The organism is Kribbella sp. NPDC031520, from assembly GCF_055580825.1.
Window position 1 is genome coordinate 216389 of the sequence record NZ_JBVIKS010000004.1, and the last position, 16834, is coordinate 233222.

The 16834-nt window shown below is 68.0% G+C and carries 20 protein-coding genes; 5 read left to right on the forward strand and 15 right to left on the reverse strand.

Annotated elements, in window-relative coordinates:
- Positions 1–30: 30 nt before the first annotated feature.
- Entirely contained in the window at positions 31–600 is a 570-nt protein-coding gene (locus tag ACZ5BU_RS21745) for a TetR/AcrR family transcriptional regulator (RefSeq protein WP_465701450.1), read from the forward strand.
- 72 nt (positions 601–672) lie between these two features.
- Here ACZ5BU_RS21745 and ACZ5BU_RS21750 read toward each other — a convergent pair whose 3' ends face one another.
- From ACZ5BU_RS21750 to ACZ5BU_RS21785, 8 genes are all read right to left on the reverse strand, one after another.
- Complete coding sequence (locus ACZ5BU_RS21750) at positions 673–1536, reverse strand: universal stress protein (protein ID WP_465701451.1); 864 nt, start codon at positions 1534–1536, stop codon at positions 673–675.
- 63 nt (positions 1537–1599) lie between these two features.
- Positions 1600–2475 (reverse strand): universal stress protein, encoded by an 876-nt coding sequence (locus tag ACZ5BU_RS21755; RefSeq protein ID WP_465701453.1) that lies wholly within the window; start codon positions 2473–2475, stop codon positions 1600–1602.
- Between the two features lie 16 nt (positions 2476–2491).
- Entirely contained in the window at positions 2492–3466 is a 975-nt protein-coding gene (locus ACZ5BU_RS21760) for an Acg family FMN-binding oxidoreductase (RefSeq protein ID WP_465701455.1), read from the reverse strand.
- Between the two features lie 101 nt (positions 3467–3567).
- A complete protein-coding gene (locus tag ACZ5BU_RS21765; protein WP_465701457.1) occupies positions 3568–4197 on the reverse strand; it encodes a helix-turn-helix domain-containing protein in 630 nt (209 codons plus the stop codon).
- A gap of 7 nt (positions 4198–4204) precedes the next feature.
- The gene (locus ACZ5BU_RS21770) at positions 4205–4771 is read right to left on the reverse strand and encodes a flavodoxin domain-containing protein (protein ID WP_465701459.1); all 567 of its coding nucleotides are present in this window, start codon (positions 4769–4771) and stop codon (positions 4205–4207) included.
- 70 nt (positions 4772–4841) lie between these two features.
- On the reverse strand, positions 4842–5816 hold the full coding sequence (locus ACZ5BU_RS21775) for a hypothetical protein (protein ID WP_465701461.1): 975 nt from the start codon (positions 5814–5816) through the stop codon (positions 4842–4844).
- Positions 5813–6520, reverse strand: coding sequence for a cytochrome b N-terminal domain-containing protein (locus ACZ5BU_RS21780; RefSeq protein ID WP_465701463.1), 708 nt, complete (start codon positions 6518–6520; stop codon positions 5813–5815). Before ACZ5BU_RS21780 ends, ACZ5BU_RS21775 begins: the two co-directional genes overlap by 4 nt.
- A complete protein-coding gene (locus tag ACZ5BU_RS21785; protein ID WP_465701465.1) occupies positions 6517–6672 on the reverse strand; it encodes a hypothetical protein in 156 nt (51 codons plus the stop codon). The genes ACZ5BU_RS21780 and ACZ5BU_RS21785 overlap by 4 nt, the downstream gene beginning before the upstream one ends.
- Positions 6673–6836: 164 nt before the next feature.
- Here ACZ5BU_RS21785 and ACZ5BU_RS21790 point away from each other — a divergent pair, with 164 nt between their 5' ends.
- A complete protein-coding gene (locus ACZ5BU_RS21790; RefSeq protein WP_465701467.1) occupies positions 6837–7565 on the forward strand; it encodes a dienelactone hydrolase family protein in 729 nt (242 codons plus the stop codon).
- Positions 7566–7767: 202 nt separating this feature from the next.
- On the opposite strand, the gene ACZ5BU_RS21795 is transcribed toward ACZ5BU_RS21790, so the two are convergent.
- Complete coding sequence (locus tag ACZ5BU_RS21795; RefSeq protein WP_465701469.1) at positions 7768–8421, reverse strand: TetR/AcrR family transcriptional regulator C-terminal domain-containing protein; 654 nt, start codon at positions 8419–8421, stop codon at positions 7768–7770.
- Positions 8422–8519: 98 nt separating this feature from the next.
- On the opposite strand from ACZ5BU_RS21795, the gene ACZ5BU_RS21800 reads away from it, so the two are divergent.
- Both ACZ5BU_RS21800 and ACZ5BU_RS21805 read left to right on the forward strand, forming a co-directional pair.
- On the forward strand, positions 8520–9542 hold the full coding sequence (locus ACZ5BU_RS21800) for an NAD(P)-dependent alcohol dehydrogenase (RefSeq protein WP_465701471.1): 1023 nt from the start codon (positions 8520–8522) through the stop codon (positions 9540–9542).
- Positions 9543–9652: 110 nt separating this feature from the next.
- Positions 9653–10495: an LLM class flavin-dependent oxidoreductase gene (locus ACZ5BU_RS21805; RefSeq protein WP_465701473.1), complete on the forward strand. Its 843-nt coding sequence runs from the start codon at positions 9653–9655 to the stop codon at positions 10493–10495.
- 246 nt (positions 10496–10741) lie between these two features.
- Here ACZ5BU_RS21805 and ACZ5BU_RS21810 read toward each other — a convergent pair whose 3' ends face one another.
- From ACZ5BU_RS21810 to ACZ5BU_RS21820, 3 genes are all read right to left on the reverse strand, one after another.
- On the reverse strand, positions 10742–11614 hold the full coding sequence (locus ACZ5BU_RS21810) for a hypothetical protein (protein WP_465701475.1): 873 nt from the start codon (positions 11612–11614) through the stop codon (positions 10742–10744).
- A 2-nt stretch (positions 11615–11616) separates the two neighbouring features.
- Positions 11617–12219: an RNA polymerase sigma factor gene (locus ACZ5BU_RS21815; protein ID WP_465701477.1), complete on the reverse strand. Its 603-nt coding sequence runs from the start codon at positions 12217–12219 to the stop codon at positions 11617–11619.
- 113 nt (positions 12220–12332) lie between these two features.
- Positions 12333–12674 carry a TetR-like C-terminal domain-containing protein gene (locus ACZ5BU_RS21820; RefSeq protein WP_465701479.1) on the reverse strand — a complete coding sequence of 114 codons (342 nt, stop codon included), beginning with the start codon at positions 12672–12674 and terminating at the stop codon, positions 12333–12335.
- Between ACZ5BU_RS21820 and ACZ5BU_RS21825 the strand changes: the two genes are divergently transcribed.
- Positions 12651–13991: an MFS transporter gene (locus ACZ5BU_RS21825; protein ID WP_465701481.1), complete on the forward strand. Its 1341-nt coding sequence runs from the start codon at positions 12651–12653 to the stop codon at positions 13989–13991. The two genes, ACZ5BU_RS21820 and ACZ5BU_RS21825, sit on opposite strands and share 24 nt — an antisense overlap.
- 7 nt (positions 13992–13998) lie before the next feature.
- On the opposite strand, the gene ACZ5BU_RS21830 is transcribed toward ACZ5BU_RS21825, so the two are convergent.
- The 3 genes from ACZ5BU_RS21830 to ACZ5BU_RS21840 are packed head-to-tail and all read right to left on the reverse strand — an operon-like array spanning position 13999 to position 16826.
- Positions 13999–14673 (reverse strand): class I SAM-dependent methyltransferase, encoded by a 675-nt coding sequence (locus ACZ5BU_RS21830; RefSeq protein WP_465701483.1) that lies wholly within the window; start codon positions 14671–14673, stop codon positions 13999–14001.
- Positions 14674–14685: 12 nt separating this feature from the next.
- Complete coding sequence (locus ACZ5BU_RS21835; protein ID WP_465701485.1) at positions 14686–15753, reverse strand: LacI family DNA-binding transcriptional regulator; 1068 nt, start codon at positions 15751–15753, stop codon at positions 14686–14688.
- A gap of 50 nt (positions 15754–15803) precedes the next feature.
- Positions 15804–16826, reverse strand: coding sequence for a hydroxyacid dehydrogenase (locus ACZ5BU_RS21840; protein ID WP_465701487.1), 1023 nt, complete (start codon positions 16824–16826; stop codon positions 15804–15806).
- Between the last annotated feature and the right edge of the window lie 8 nt (positions 16827–16834).

Genomic DNA, 16834 nt, shown 5'->3' on the forward strand with positions numbered 1-16834 from the left:
GTGGCCACCGAGTCCTCCCGTTTGCGTTCGATGAACGAGACACGCGATCGCATCCTCGACGTCGCCCTCGAGGTGCTGGGAGAGAACCCGGACGCCGGAATGGGCGACCTCGCGTCCGCTGCCGGCGTCGTGCGTCGCACCGTCTACGGCCATTTCCCGTCGCGCCTCGACCTGGTTCGGACACTCACCGAACGCGCCGTCGCCGAGATGACAGCCGTACTCACCGAAGTCAACGCCTCCGACGCAGAACCGGACGCGATGTGGGTCGAATTCATCGCCCGCGTCTGGCCGGTGGCGCACCGGTACCGAGTGCTGGTGGCGCTGCGGCGTGGCGAGTACGGCGAGGCGATCCACGGCCTGCTCGGGCCGGTCGATGAGCTCCTCGCCGACCTGGTGAAACGTGGCCAGGACAGCGACGTGTTCGCACAGCACCTGCCCGCAGACATTCTGAGCCAGGTTGCCTACGGCACCGTGTTCGCCATCGCGGACAGCGACCTGTCGAACGGTCCGCTCGGCGCCCGGGCAGCGACGATCACAAGCCTGCTGATGCTGGGAGTCCCCGAGACGCGCGCGATAGCTCTGCTGGGCGACCAGCCCTGACCATCCAGTCCGCCAGATCCCTTCTCGGTGTCCGCAAGCTGTGGCCGGGGCGACTGGGCCGCGCAGCCCTGATCAGCGCTCCGGGTGGTGTACGACGGCGACCGGGCTCGCCGAGTGGTACAGCAGGCCGCGGGCCACGGAGCCCATCCGCAGTTCGGAGAACGCGGTACGACCGACGCCGCCGACCACCACCAGGTCCGCGTCCTGGGACTCGCGGGCCAGGACGAGCACCGGGTGGTCGACGACGCCGTGACTGTGGACGGTGACGTCCGGGTACTTCGCGATCCAGCCGTCGAGCGTCTGCGCCAGCAGTTCGTCGGCGGTCTCGTTCCGCGGCCGGCTCGGGTCGAACCAGCTGTTCGGGTCCGAGTAGGTTTCGCGCACCTCGATCGCGTGGACGCCGACGAGTTCCGCGCCGGTCGCCCCCGCGAGCTCGAAGGCGAAACGCAACGCCTCCTGCCCTTCGGCGGATCCGTCGACGCCGACCACGAACCGGTTCCGCGCAGGTGCGGCGGGATCCCAGGTGTCCGGTACGACGACCAGCGGCACCTTGGTGGCGAGCGCCGTACACACCTGCGACGTGGAACCGAGCACCAGCTCGGCGAATCCGCCCATGCCACGGCGGCCGACGACCAGCGCCTGCGAACGCTCGGAGAGTTCGAGCAGTACCTGCGCCGGATGTCCGTGCCGGACCTCGAGCAACCCGGTACGGAACCCGAGCCGCTCGAGCTCGTCGAGTGCATCGCCCAGCACCTCGGTGCCGTCGTCGGGTCCGTCGTACGGCGCACCCGGAGGTTGGTGCTGATCGTCGTCGAGGACGTGCACGGCATGCAGCGGCGCTTGGCGTATGGCAGCGTACGCGGCCGCCCAGGTCAGCGCGATCAGACCGTCGCGGGACCCGTCGATCCCCACCAGCACAGGCAGTTCGTTGGTCATGGCGCCTCCCTCGGAGATGGCGACCTCAGCGGACGATGGGGACCTCAGCGGATGATCGGGACCTCAGCGGACGATGGCGATCGGGCAGTGGGTGTGATGCAGGACGGTCTGGCTGACCGATCCGAGCAGGAGCCCGGTGAAGCCGCCTCGGCCTCGCGTACCGACAACCAGTAGGTCGGCCGACTCGGAGCGCCGTAGCAGAGCCTGCCCGGCCGAGCCGTTCTCGAGTTCGGTGGTCCACTGGACGTCGGGGTGGTCTGCCGCTGCGCCGGCGACGGACTCGGCTACCAGCAGCCGAGCCTCCTCGCGGACCTTCTCCTCGTCGAACTGGAGCATCGATGCGCCGTCGGCGTACGTGAGGAAGGGACTCGTCCACGCGTGCACCGCGACGACCTGCGCGTGCAGGGCATCGGCCTGCTCGAACGCGAAGTCGATCGCCTCGGCCGAGGACTTCGAACCGTCCACGCCGACGACGACGGTCGAGCCCTGGTGCGCGGGCGGCCGTGGCTCGTGCGGGATCACGACGACCGGGCATGGTGCGTGCGTGGTCACCTGTACGGCGACCGAGCCGACCAGCAGTCCGCTCCAGCCGCCGAGGCCGCGTGATCCGAGGACGACCAGCCGGGCGTCGTCGGCGGCCTCGATCAAGACCTTGGCGGCCGCGCCGCCTTCCAGGATCGTGTCGACGGTGAGCTCGGGGTGGTGGAGGCGTACGCTCTCGGCGACCGCGTCGAGGCCCTTCTGTCGGGCGGTTCGGACCGCGTCGAGCGGGACGATCTTCCCGGGTGACGGCCGCGTGATGATGACGAGCTCGAAGGCTTCGACGAGCCGGAGTGGTGCCATCGTCCGGACGGCCTCAGCGGTTGCCCAGCGGAGGGCGCTCTGACTGCCGGTCGAGCCGTCGTACCCGACGACGATCGGGGCAGGCTGCGTGATCATGGAGTTTCTCCTTGTCCTAGAACCATCGGTCGAACGAGGTGCGCCACTCCCGGCGACCCGTGTGGCCGTTGGACTGTGCGGGGTAGCCGATCCGGATCACCAGCTGCGGCCAGTCGCGGCCGCCGATCAGGTTGCGGACCTGGGCGCGAGGCGCCGGCCGCTCGAGGAGCTGGTCGAGGAAGGATGCGGTCAGGTCGTACGACGTGGCGACCAGGAGCACGTGCTGCAACGCGAGGCCCGCCTGCACCCAGGCGCCGGTGTGCTCGCCGGCGGTTGTCAGTACGGCGATGTTCGGCTCGGTCTCGAAGACGGCCTGACTGCGATGCGTGCTGCCGAAACCGGCGGACAGGTCGCGAACGAACGCAGGACGGACCGGCTGCGGACCCAGTGCGTTTTCGGGGATTCCGTCGCCCGGCCGGTCGCCGCCGATCCAGTTGTGCCGTTCGTGCACACGTGCCTCGTCGTGGAGATCCTCGGCGTCGGTCTGCGAGAGCAGCGCGGCCAGGTCGCTCGTGGCGGTGAGCCAGTGCAGCTCGGCGCCTTCGGCCTGCGCGGCCGCGTTCAGCTCGCGTCGTACGGTCGGGTGGATCGGTTGGTCGAGCAGGGGACCCCGGTACGTGTGCCGTTCGGAGATCTCGCCGTACAGGCCGCTGAGAGGCGGAACCGGCGTCGAGCGGTCTGCGAGGAAGACCCGGGCTGTGACGTCCGGCCGGGTCGGATCGGGTTGCACCACGACGCGGGTCTCGTGACCGAGCATCGCGGCCGCTACCTGGACGTTGAAGATCGCCGCGCCGATGCCGATGTGCGCGGCGCGCCCCGACCTGTCTTCGAGTGGAAGCAGCCGTTCCTCGTCGAGCAGTACGTCGACCACCGGCCCCTGAACCTCGAAGCGCCAGGGCTGCGTGTTGTGCATCGACGGCGCGTGCACGGCGGCCGCCAGCACGATGCCGACCTCGTCGTCGGTCAGTTGCGTGTTCATCAGGTCGGTCACCTCCGCGAGCGTGCGGTTCTTCCATTCGATCGTCGGCTTGTTGACGGGTGGTCGACAGGTGCATACGTCCCGGGACCGGTAGGCCGTTCGGCTCAAGGTGGTCACCAGGCGCGGATGCGGCGGCCGGTGATGCGGTGGGGTTCTATGGTCAGGTAGGTGTCTCGGGTGCCGCCGGCCCAGGGGGTGACGTGGACGGCCTCGATCTCGGCCGTGAGGGCCGGGCGGACCGTGCCGTTGACCAGGATGCTCCAGCCGTCGTGCATGCCTTCGTCGAAGGAGTCGAGTTCGAAGACGATCGGTTCGAGGTCGTACTGGGCGACCGCGCTGTCGGCGGCGGTCCGGAAGACGATGCGCTCGCCCAGCGGGCAGTAGTTCACCGGGATCACGACGATGCCGTCGGCGCCGGTGTAGGCGATCCGGCCGACGGTGCCGGCTTCGATCAGCCGCCTGCACTCCACCTTCCGCATCGGTTCGAGTGTCGGCGCGACCGGTGACAGGTGGTGCGCCTTGGTTCGCTCCGTGGTGAGGTCCTGAACACTCAGGTCGAGGGCGTGCGCGAGCCGGACGAGTTCGGCGCCGGTGAGGGCGGAAGGCCCGGACTCGACGTACTCGACGCGGCTCGGCGCCAGCCCGGCACGTTCGGCGACTTCGGCCGTACTGAGACCCAGCGCCTTCCGGCGATACCGGATCCGGGTGCCGAGGTTGCTCGACCCAGCGGTCTGTAGGTTCATCGGGGGCTCAGCCGAGGAAGTGGCCGGCTGTGGGCTTGGCGGCCGGGTCGGCTGGTGGGCGGTGCCAGGTGCTGCGTTGGGTGGCTTCGATGGCGGCGCTGATGTCGGCGGACCACCTGCGGATCTTGTCCCAGTCACGGAAGTCGCCGGCCAGCGACCCGCTCGCGAGGCGACGAGCCAGGAAGCTCGTGGCGGTGGCCCGTTCGAGGCGCCCGGCGAACGTAACGGCAGGGGTAGCGCCGATCTCGTGCGCGAGGTGACGTACGGCCGGTGGCATCGCCTGATCCTCGTCCTTGTCAGGTCCGACCGGGCCACTGTGGAACAGCCACACCTGCCGCTGGCGCAGTTCCTCGGTGTGGTGCCGGAGGAACCGTACGGCGTCCTGCCGCCACCGGCGGATGTAGATCGCGCTGCCCAGGACGACTGCGTCGTACGGCGTGAGGTCCTTGACGCGCGCGACGTCGAGTACGTCGACCTCGTGCCCGTGTGCGCGGAGTTCGTCGCCGATCGCTTCGGCAATGCCCACGGTGGCGCCCATCTTGCTGGCATACGCGACCAGGATTCTCTTCGACATCACATCCTCCTTCGAGTCAGTCCCAGCACATCAGCCGGCGTCGGCACGGCGGCAGTGCCGAACGGCCCTCCTACGTGGGACCTTCAACTTTTTGAGGAGTCGTGCGGCGGTAGTAGTCGCGCCAGATCAACCGGTGGAGGGGGATCCAGCGGGGGATTGAGCGCAGGCCTGGGATGAAGGGGACCAGGACGAGGGCGAGGGTCAGGATCATCATCAGCGCCCAGACCTGGGCGTCTGCGTTGTCCGAGGTCGAGAACGGTTTCACCTGGTACCAGAAGGTGTACAGCCACATCCACGGCTGGCCCGGGTAGTTGCCGGTCTCGTTCATCATGCCCCACTGGTCGCCGCCGAGGTTCCTCGCGCGGGCTTGGTCCTCCAGGTAGGCGCCGTCGGCGAGCAGCAACAGGCCGCGGGTGGCGTCGCCCTGATAGAAGTTGCCGTGGGCATCCAATGCACCCTCGAGGCCGCCGGACCGGGCCAGATCGAGGAACTTCGCGCCGAGCACTGGGACGGGTCCGAAGGCGGCCGAGGGTTTGACCGCTGCCGGGTCGCCGTCCGGTGCGTTGGACAGCGCGTCGGCGTAGGCCGCCGCCCATTCCTGCTGGTGGGTGGCGGTTGCCGACGTCCAGGTCTGCAGCGCGCCGGTCAGCTCGTTGTCTCCGCTGACACCCCGCAGCGGCGTGATGACGAGGTCGTTCGCGGAGTCGACCGGGATCCGTACGCCGGCCGAGTTCTGCAGCTGGAGCGGGCCGAGCGTCTGCCCGGTCGCGGCGTGGTTGTACGGCGGCCCGTACTGGGCGCTGGTCGTCGTACCGGCGAGTTCGCCCGTCGCGGTCGCCACCACGTCGTTCGGCGCCTTCTGTGCCCAGTCGGACAGCGAGATCGACTTCTCGTCCGGCGACGAGAACACAGCGGCCAGGACCGTGGTGAGGACCGCCACCACGACCAGTGCGATGACGAACTCCTTGACCAGGTCGTACGAGCGGGTCGGAAAGTCGTGGGAGTCCGGCGTACGGCGCCGGCGGGTGGTCGTGATCGTGGTCATGACGAGGCCTCCTCGTCAGCGTCGGCAGCCGCCGCTGCCTCGGTCGCTGTGTCGGCATCGGTGTCGGCGTCGATCGGTGGTACGACGCCGTGCCGCCGGACCAGGATCACGTGCAGCACCACGATGACGCCGACGAGAGTCGGCAGCAGCGCGATGTGCCACATCAGCATCTGACCGGGGTCCAGCACGTTGAACCACGCGCCGATGCCGACCGAGTTCAAGCCGTCCTTGGCCTGGGCGCTGATCCACTGGGAGTCGAAGTTCGACTGCGACAGGTACCCCGTGAACGCCGTACCGATGGATCCGACGAAGCAGATCACGCCGGTGATCCAGGTCAGCGCCCGCTTGCCCCGCCACGCGGCCATGAAGAACTTGCCCCACAGGTGGATCACCATGAACGCGAAGAACAGCTCGACGCTCCACAGATGCAACGAGTTCACGAAGTGGCCGGTCGACGAGGTATGCCACCAGGTCGGGCCGCCGAGTGCCAGGACGCCTCCAGTGATCAGCACGATCAGCAGGGCGGCCAGCGTGAGCGCGCCGAAGACGTAGATCCAGGAGCTCACGTACACGGGTTGACGGTCCGGGAGCAGCTGGCCGGGCGGTACCGTCCGGCCGAGCCGCGTGCGCAGCCGGGTCGTCCAGTTGCCTTTGGCGGGCCGGTGGCGGTCGTGTGCCGCAGAACGGCTGGCGATCGAGGTCATGATCGGTCCCGATCGTCCCAGTCGCTGTTGCTGTCGCCGTGCCCGAACGGTACGGCGATCGCGAGCGCGAAGACCACGATCATCGCCACGATGATCACCAGGTTGGTGACCGAGATCTGGATGACTCCCCAGTGGATGTAGCTGCCGGCCATGACTCCTCCTCCGAGGGTTTGGACCTCCTACCTCCACCTTCGGTGCCTGGACGGCGTCCGAGGAGGGTCCTTGGACTCTGGCGGGCGGGACCAAAGTCTGCTCCGCTCTCAGAGCCCACACAGGTCGTTGATCTGCACCCCGGCGCCGCCTAGGGTCCGGTGTCATGAGCTCACTCGATTCCTGGGACCTCAGCGACCGTACGGTCGACGGCGTCACGCACCCGACGTACCGGAAGGGCAGCGGGCCCGGTGTGATCGTGATCCACGAGATCCCCGGCATCACGCCCGCGGTGCTGGAGTTCGCCGAAGAGGTGGTGGCTCGTGGCTTCACTGTCGTGATGCCGTCGCTGTTCGGCCGGCCGGGGGCACCGGCCACGGCGCTGGAGTCGATCCGGAGCGTTGCGAGTATCTGCGTCAGCCGCGAGTTCACCATGTTCGCCATGGGGCGCACGACGCCCGTGGCCGGCTGGCTGCGGTCGCTGGCTCGCGAACTGCACGAAGAGCTGGGAGGCCCGGGAGTTGGAGCCGTCGGCATGTGTATGACCGGTGGCTTCGCCCTCGCGATGCTGGCCGACGCACCTGTCGTCGCGCCGGTCCTCGCCCAGCCGGCCTCTCCCGCGCCGGTGGGCAAGGCGCGCAAGGCCGACCTGGGACTGAGTCCGGACGATCTCCAGTCCGTGAAGGCGAAGGTCGCCGCGGGATGCCAGGTGCTCGGTCTGCGCTACCAGGGCGATCCCGCGGTCGGTACGCGCTTCGACACCCTTCGCCGCGAGCTCGGCGCGAACTTCATCGCCGTGGAGTTCCCCGGCCGCAAACACGCCACTCTCACCGAGCACCGCCAACAGGAGGGCGTCGACCGAGTCCTCACCTTCTTCGACGAAAAGCTGAAATAGCGCAGTCGCTCGGCATGTCCGCCACGTGGGGCGAATGGCCGTGGGCTGAAGGGCTGATCGGCACTGCTGCGGGCGGTGCCTGGTGCTCGGCGCCAACTTCGGGGGAATGACGGCGGCGCCGGCGGTTCGGCACGAGCTGGACGGTGACGTCGACGTGACCGTCCTGTCCGCCAGCGACCGTGTGTCGCTGCATCGAGCTGTATCAGTCGTGAGCGAGGGTTCTTTCGAGGCCGTCGAGGATGAGGTCGAGGCCTAGCTCGAAGTCCTCCACCCGGCCATGCTGCATGACGTGGCCGATGATCTCGGCCACGTGCGGGTACTCGTCGACCGGGATCCCGCCGATCACGCCGGCCGACACCTGCGGGGCCTCGTCCGCTCCGAACGGCAGGTTGAGCTGCTGGAGGGTGAACCCGAACAGGTGACTGTCCAGGGTGTGCCAGGCGTCGAGCGCGCCGGTGATCGAGAAGCCGCCCTCGCGCAGCCGCCCCAGCGTCGCGTCGAGGTACCGCGTCATCCCGAGGCCGATGTTGAACCGCGACATGATCTGCATCGCCGCCCAGGGATGTTGCAGCAGGACTTCGTGGGCGGAGATCGATCGTCGCCGCATGGCGGTCTTCCAGTGCGTGCCGGCGGGCGGTATGTCGATGTCGCCCAGGACGAGATCGACGATGCCGTCAAGGATGTCGTCCTTGTTCCGGACGTGGTTGTACAGCGACATCGCCTCGACCCCGAGCGCCTGACCGAGTTTCCGCATCGTCAGCGACTCGATCCCGTCCCGGTCGGCGAGCGCGATCGCCGCTCGCAGCACCAGTTCTCTGTTCAGCGGGGCGCGGCGCTCGGTGTTCGCTGCCGACATCGGACGCCTCCTGGCGATCAGCTGCTGCTTCGCGGACTTCAGCCCTGGACGGATTTGTCCAACGCGCGTAGCTTACAGCGTAAGCATACAATGTAAGTATGTTTCGCGGCCGGTCGGAACCGGCGTGTACGCAGGGGGAAATCACCATGCTCGCCACCACCCAGAAGACCTACGGCTCGACGGACGTGCTCGAGCTCAGCGACATCGACAAGCCCACGATCGGCGACGACGAGGTACTGGTCCGCGTCCGCGCGGCCGGCGTGGATCGCGGGGTGTGGCACATGATGGCCGGGTTGCCGTACCCGATCCGGCTGGCCGGGTACGGTCTCCGGACGCCGAAGAACCCCGTGCTCGGCATGGATGTCGCCGGGGTCGTCGAGGCGATCGGTCAGAACGTCACCAGATTTCAGCCTGGCGACGAGGTGTTCGGCATCGGAATCGGCACCTTCGCGCAGTACGCCCGGGTCGCTGAGACCAAGCTCGCGCCGAAGCCGGCGAACCTCACCTTCGAGCAAGCCGCGGTGGTCCCGATCTCGGCAATGACTGCGCTCCAAGGGGTTCGTGACCATGGCCGCATCCAGCACGGCGACAAGGTCCTGATCACCGGTGCGTCCGGGGGAGTCGGCAGCTACGCAATACAGCTGGCGAAGGTGTTCGGGGCCGACGTCACCGCCGTTTGCAGCACCACCAAACTCGATCTGGTCCGATCGCTCGGCGCCGACCACGTCGTCGACTACACCCAGGAGGACTTCACCGCCGCCGGCAACCGGTACGACGTCATCCTCGACATCGCCGGGAACACGCCTCTGTCGCGCCTGCGCCGTACGCTCACGCCGAACGGGACGCTGGTCATCATGGGTGGCGAGACCGACGGAAAGTGGCTCGGCGGCACCGACCGGCAGCTCCGGGCGATGCTGCTGTCCGCGTTCGTCGGGCAGCGACTCGGCACGTTCGTCAACTCCGGGAAGCACGAGTTCCTTCTCGACCTCATCCCGCTGCTGGAGTCCGGCCAGGTCGCCCCGGTCGTCGACAGGCAGTACCCGCTCGAAGAGGTACCGAAGGCCATCCGCTACCTGACCGAAGGCCACGCCCGAGGAAAGCTCGTCATCACCGTGGCATGATCCTCCTGGCATCGCCGCCGTGGCTGCCGGCGCCGCTTGACCTAGAGCCTTGTCTATGAGGTTGACTCTGTTCCGCCGCCCGGGAGCGGGCACCGAGGGAGTGGGGACGGATGAGGTACGGGCTCAAGGTGAATCCCGCGACGTGGGACGAAGCATCAGAATGGGCTGCGATGGCCGAGCAGGTCGGCTTCGACGGTCTGTGGACCGGCGACAACATGCGTAATCCTCGCGATCCGTCGACTCCTGTGCACGCCGGTCCGGAACTTCTCGCGGCGTGGGCGGCGACCACGAGCCGGATCTCGATCGGCTTGCTGATTGCGAATGTGGTGTTCCGGAGTCCGATGCTTCTGGCCAAGCAGGCGGTCACGCTGGACCATGTCTCGGGAGGCCGCTTCCAGCTCGGCATCGGCGCCGGCGTGTGGCCGACGGATCATGCGATGGCAGGCGTGCCACTGTGGGCGGCGAAGGAGCGGTCGGAGAGGCTGGGTGAGTTCGTCGGAATCGTCGACCGGCTGCTGTCCGGAGATGTCGGCGACCACGACGGCGCGTACTACTCGTACCACGACGCCGCGATGAGCCCGGCGTCCGTACAGCAGCGCATTCCGTTGATCGTGGCCGCGAACGCGCCGGCGAGTCTCGACGTGGTGGCGGGCCACGCCGATGCATGGGTCACGTTCGCGGGTTCGGCGGCTGAAGAGAACTTCTACCAGGGATCGATTCGGCGTATGCGCACGCTGGATCGACTCTGTGGGGAACGCGATCGCGACCCGTCCACCGTCCGACGGATCCTGCTCGCGTACGGCTCGTTGCAGCCGTGGTCCGGCCCTGATGCACTGTCCAGGCTGACCGAGCGCTACCGGGACATCGGGTTCGACGAGATCGTCTGCTACACCCCGAAGCCGGACGAACGCACCGCCTTCGAGAAGGCGGTCAGCCGCCTGGACGCCCGCTGAAGACGGTTCGATTGACGACTTCCAGCTCCACAGTACGAGCACGGTAGAACCTGCCCTCACGCTCATTCTCGCATCGCGCGGAGCGCAGCTCACCGCGCGGTCTGGTCAACGCGCCGTCCGCGCTGACCGACCTACTGCCGAAGGCTGACTGGACCGCTTCGTACGTGGGGACCAACGGCAGAACGCTGTCCCCCACCCGACGCGAGTGGGGGACAGTGTGTGGGTCAGAGGCTCACTGGAACAGGATCACCAGTTCCAGGCGACTCCGCGCTTGCACTGGCTGACAGGGGGAGTCTTGCCGGCGAGGGAGAAGACGACCTTCGTGCCTTCGGGGTTGGTGTAGCAGCTGTTGAGTTCTGCCTGCTGTTCCCGAACGGTCTTGCCGGAGGCGTAGACGACCTGGCCGTTTGCGTCGTACGCACGAACGGTATACGTCGGCGCCGCGTCGAGCTTCAGCGGTCCGGGAGTGTCCTTCCATTTCATCGGGACGAAGTAGAACCCGTTCCGCAGAACGGCCTCGACAGCAGGCTCGGTGCCGTACGCAACCGTGATGCGCGCTACTGACTTCGTGTAGAGCCCGCCGCCGGCGGCTGACTTCTCGAGCGCGGCCCCGATGGCCTGACCGCTACCAGCCCAGAACAACTCCGTCTTTTGCCCGTTGGCGCCGAAGCCACAGGCGAACGATCTGCCGGAGGTGAAGCGAACGACGACCCAGGCAGCCGCATGAGTGCCGGCCGGAGGGTTCGCCCATTTGAATCCGTCCGTCACGGAGTAGCTTTGATCGATCCCCTTGGGGATCCCGGCTTGGGGGTTGGCGCATGCCCTGGCGTAGGCCGTCCTCTCGGCCTTCGTCAGCGGCTCAACGGCTGGTGCGGCCGCACCGCCGGCCGCGCCGGACACGGCCGGCTGAGAGTTGTGGCCGCGCAATGCGGGTAGTCCGAGCGCGAGACCGCCGGTGACCAGGACGATTGCCGCTGCGGCGGCGAGCGGGGCGAGCCGACGGCGGGGGCGGTTCTGAGCGGACTCGTGGTCGACGATTGCGATCAACTCGTCGCGCTGGCGGTCGCGAGTTGCCGGGCGAAGGTCGTGTACCGGCGGCGGAGTGAACTGCGTGGACATGTCTAAGCCTCCAGGGAAGGAACGATGCTGAGCTCACGCAACCGCTTGCGGGCTCGGGACAAGCGGGACTTGACCGTGCCGATCGGAACGTCCAGGGCGACCGCGGCCGCCTGCTGATCGAGATCGGCCCAGATGCAGAGCTCGATGACTTCGCGCTCCTGCTTGGGTAGTCGCTTCAACGCCTGCCGGGCGGCGCTGATGTGCCGGTCGTCGTCGGACCGGCCGGCCACGTCGTCGGCGTGGTCGCGGACGTGTTCGGCCAGCGCGTGAGCGGCCTCGACAGCCCGGCGATACCGGGCCTTGGAACGCCATTCGTTCCGCGCTGTGTAGTCCGCCACCCGGTACAGCCAGGGGAGGACAGAGTCGCGGTCGAGCACGATTTCGGCGCGCCGCCGCCAGGCGTGCAGGAACACCGCTGAAGTCAGGTCCTCGGCGTCACTCCACGACGCCGTCCGCCGATGGAGAAAGTTGTAGATCGCCGTGGAATGCCGATCGTAAAGCAGAGCGAACGCCGCCGAATCGCCTTCGGCAGCTCGCTCCCACAATGTCCGATCACTACTCGTCGCCATCGCCAGACCAGCCTGCCCCACGTCGAGGGCGATCATCTACCGGCTCCGCTCAGATTGCCGCGCATGTGCGCTCCCGTCCCGAATCGATGCGAACTGACTGCCTCATATCCGGTTTGTGTCCACGGCAACGAAAATGGTTCCCGCCGGCCTCAGGAGGGCTCGAGGCGCCGCAAGACGGTGGCGACCAGCTCGGAGGCGTACTTCTCGTCGAGCGGCTCGTGACTGACGAGAAGCCGGTAGTACACGGCGCCGTACAGCGCATCGATCACGATCCCCGCGTCGGTGCCGGCCGGAAGCTGCCCGCGCTCGACTCCGCGGTTGATGACCTCGGCGGCAGCCGCCCTGCGGTGCCTGATGTACCGATCCTCGAGCGCGACGGCGAGGTCCCGGTCGTACCAGCTTTCCGCGACGAGCCCGAGGTACGCGCGGCCCGCATCGGTGGCCAGCAGCCTGATGACGGCGACGAGTTGATCGGTCAGGTCCTGGTCCACCGAGCCGGAGTCGCCGAATGCGACGATCGGCTCGAACCTGTCGCCCAACGCGTCGAGGCCACGATCAGCGGGAACCTGCACGGCTCGGTCAGCCAGTTGCAGTGGGTGGTCGACGGCTACGTACTGGTGTTCGCAGCGCTGCTCGCGGTCGGCGGTTCGATCGGCGACCGGTACGGCCCGGTGGCGGTGTTCCGCGCCGGAGTCGTCGTCTTCGGCGCTGCGTCAGCCGCCTGCGCACTGTCGCCATCGCTGCCCGCACTGATTGCCGCCCGCGCAGTCCAGGGTGTAGGCGCCGCGATGCTGGCGCCGACCTGTTTGGCCTTGATCACTCGGGCGTACGCCCACGACAGCGTCCGCAGAACGCGGGCGACAGCAGTTTTCGTGACGGCCGCAGGGAGCCCGCAAGCGTTCGGGCCGCTGCTCGGAGGGGTCCTGGTGCAATTCGCCGGTTGGCGTTCGATCTTCTGGATCAATGTGCCGATCGCGATGGCCACCGGCGCCCTTTCTCTCCGACTACGGTCCACCGATCATCAACGTGCTCGGCTGCCTCTGCTCGGCCACGGCTTCCTGCTCGTCATGATCGCTGGGCTGACAACCGTCATGATCGAAGCGCCCCACCGAGGACTCACGTCTCCGCTCGTGCTCTGCGCCGGCGCAGCCTTCCTCGTAGGCACAGAGCTGCTCATCCATCACGAGCGTCGAGCCGTGCGACCGGCCGTTGCCCGCGAGCTTCTGCGAGCACCGACGGTCCTGTACATCGCCGTCGGACTCCTGCTGTTCGCCAGCTACTACGGGCTGGCCTTCGTCATCTCTCTCGACGTACAACAACGCCTCGGCTTTGACGCACTGTCGACCGGCGCTGTCATGCTGGCATCCGCGGTCGGGATCTTCGTGCTTCCACTCGCGAGCTCCCGACTCACCCACCGCTTCGGCGCGCGCAAACTACTGCTGTCCGGGTTGCTGTCTGTCGTTGCCGGAGACGTCTTCCTTGCCGTCGGAGACGTCGCCGACGCCGGAGTACGCGAATCCGCCCTCGCGCTGCTCGGCATCGGCGTCGGCCTGAGCGTCACCCCACAGATCACGCTGACCATGGACGCCAGCCCGGCCGAGGTAGTCACGCAAGCCAGCGGCGTACTCAACGCAGCCCGGCAACTGGGTACCGTCGTCGGGGTTGCAACCCTCGGAACCATCGTCACCGTGGCCCCGAAGTCAGCAGCATCCGTCACGATCGCAGCCGCCGTCGCCGCGGCCGTCGCAGTCCTCGGCGTCGCCGCGACACAGGTGGCGAGCAGGATGCACCGACTTGAAGGGCGCTGAGATCTCGCTATTCGGGTTTGGTCCAGGCGATGGTGTGGCGGAAGCCGAGCTGGTGTCGCATCTGCGCACCTGGCATGACGTCGTCGACGAGGGCGCGTAGTTCGTCGAACGACTGCGTGGGGTCCCGCACGGGGAAAGGTGGGGCTTGTTTGCCTGAAGGGTTCGGCCAGGGGTGCTTGATGTAGCCGATGATCGGGTTGGTCACGGCAGACGCGACGTCCCAGGCATGGTCGCGGAGGTTGCGTGGGACCGCGAGGCCGACGGCGAGGAACTTGCCCTTGGGGGCGAGGAGGCGCCGTACGTCACGCAAGGCGTTCGGGACATCGAGGTGGTGCAGTACCGCGATCATGGTCACGAGGTCGAACGGGCCCGGGCTCGTCGTCCACTCGTCGGCTTCGACGGCGACGTTGTCGAGACCGCTGCAACGTCGCGCGGCGAGCTCGCGCATCGTCGCGTCCGCGTCGGCTCCGTAGGCGCTCGTGAAGTGTGGTGCGAGGGAAGCCAGGAGTTCGCCGCGGCCGCAACCTACGTCGAGTGCCGAGTGACGGCGCTCGGGGAGGTTCGCGAGGATCCAGCTGTGGAAGTGATCGTTGTGGCTCCACGGGTGCCGCGCGTTCAGGCTCTCCAGCTTCGCGGCCACGGTCCCGTACGCGTACGTTTTCGCCCATTGTCGTAAGGCCATGCCGGACATTCTCTACGACGACGGGGCAGGCGGTGGGGCGGCGGAGTTGCGGATGATGACGTGGGTGCCGAGCACGGTGTGCTGGCTCAGGGCGTGCCGCTCGCGGTTGAGGGCATAGCGTACGGCGGTCCGGCCGAGCTCCTCGTAGTCCACATGGACCGTTGTCAGCTCGGGTGTGACGTCTCTGGCCAGCGGGATGTCGTCGTACCCGACGACCGAGACGTCCTGCGGCACCCGGAGGCCGGCTTCCCGCAACGCGACCAGCACTCCGCTGGCCACGACATCGGTCGCGGCGAAGATCGCGGTGAACTTCCGGTCGCGGGCGAGCAGATCGCGGGTGGCCTGGTACCCGGACTCGCGGTCGAAAGTGACAGCCCGGGTGCGCTGCGGCGTCGCGGACAGGTGGTGTGCCTCGTGCGCGCGCTCGAACCCGCGCAGACGTCCGTCGATGGTGCTGTGGCCGGGTTCGCCGGCGCCCAGGAAGGCGATCTCGCGATGTCCCAGCGAGATCAGGTAACTGGTCACCGCGTAGGCGCCGCCTTCGTTGTCGTACTCGACCACTGTCGCGGGTGCGTCCGTGCCGAGAGGCGGACGCCCACAGAGCACGAGCCGCGATCCGGACTTGTCCAGCGCACGGGCTGCTTGCGTCAGCCGGTCGACATAGCTCCGGCCGTCGCTGCCGCCGCCGACCAGAACCACGGCCTCGGCCTGCTGCTCGCGCATGAGCTCGATGACTTCCAGTTCGCGGTCCGGATCGCCGTGACTCGTGCAGACCAGACACAGCCGGCCCTCGGCGGTGGCCTGCTGCTCGACGCCCTGCCCGACGTACGCGAAGGCAGGGCCGACCAGGTCGTGGACGATGAACGCCACCGTCTTCGTACCGCCGCCGCCGAGCGCTCGCGCCTGGGCGTTGATGACGTAGTCGAGCTCGCGGACGGCCTTCATCACTCGCGCGCGGGTAGCCGCCGAGACGGGGTAGTTGCCCGCGAGTACGCGGGACACCGTGGTGGCGGAAACCCCCGACGAAGCGGCGACGTCCTTGACGGTCGGACGCTCGCCGGAGGTCGGTTGCCGAGCCACCACGGCCCCTTTCGGAAAGGACTGGAACGGGTCAACGATAGGTTAGGGCACTAGGCGACCCGGTCCAGATCGGACGCCACGATCGCGTGCGCGAACGGGCGGCCGTCGAGGAAACGCTCGAGCTCGTCGATGACGCAATCACCCATGCGTGCCAGCTCGTTGCCATGCGAGCCGGCGATGTGCGGTGTCAGGAAGGTGTTGGGCAGCTCCCAGAGAGCGGAGCCGGCGGGCAGCGGCTCGGGTTCGGTCACGTCGAGTACGGCGTACAACCGGCCGGCCTCGAGGTGTCCGATCAGCGCATCGGTGTCGACGAGGCTGCCACGTGCGGTGTTGATCAGAGTCGCTCCGTCCCGCATCAGCGCGAGCTGTTCGGCCCCGATCAGCCGATCGGTCTCCGGATTCGCGGGAGCGTGCACACTGACGACGTCGCTGGTGCGCAGCAACGTGTCCAGGTCGACCAGGCGTACGCCGAGTTCGGCAGCGGTGGCGGCGTCGACGTACGGGTCGGACAAGCACACCTCCAGCTCGAACGGACGGAGCAGTTCGATGACGCGCCGGCCGATCCGCGAGGCGCCGATCACCCCGATCGTCCGGCCGTAGTTCCCCACGCCCGGCTGAACTTCGGCCAGGGTGAAGTGCCTGGCTGCGTGGTACTGGTCGCGGAGGCGGAACACGTTCTTGCCGGCGAACAGGATCGCGGCAACGGTGTACTCGGCAACAGGTACGGCGTTCGCCGTCGCGGCTGAGGTGATCGCCAGACCGCGCTCCCAGCAGGCGGGGGAGAGGAGTGCCTTGACCGAGCCGGCGGTGTGCAGGATCGCCCGTAGCCTCGGTGCCGCGTCGAGGACGTCCGCGGTGATCGGCGGGCAGCCCCATCCGGTGATCAGGAACTCGGTCGAGGCCAGAGCGGCCCGGATGTCAGCAGTGTCGAACCGCTCGGCGACGACGGTCGGGTCGACTCGCACAAGTCGCTGCAGCCGGTGCATGGACCGTGGTGGGTACAGGTCCTGCAGATGGTGTGCACCGAGGGCGAACAGTGCCGCGGGGCGGTCGGCCACGGGCTCCTCCTTCATGAGTGGAA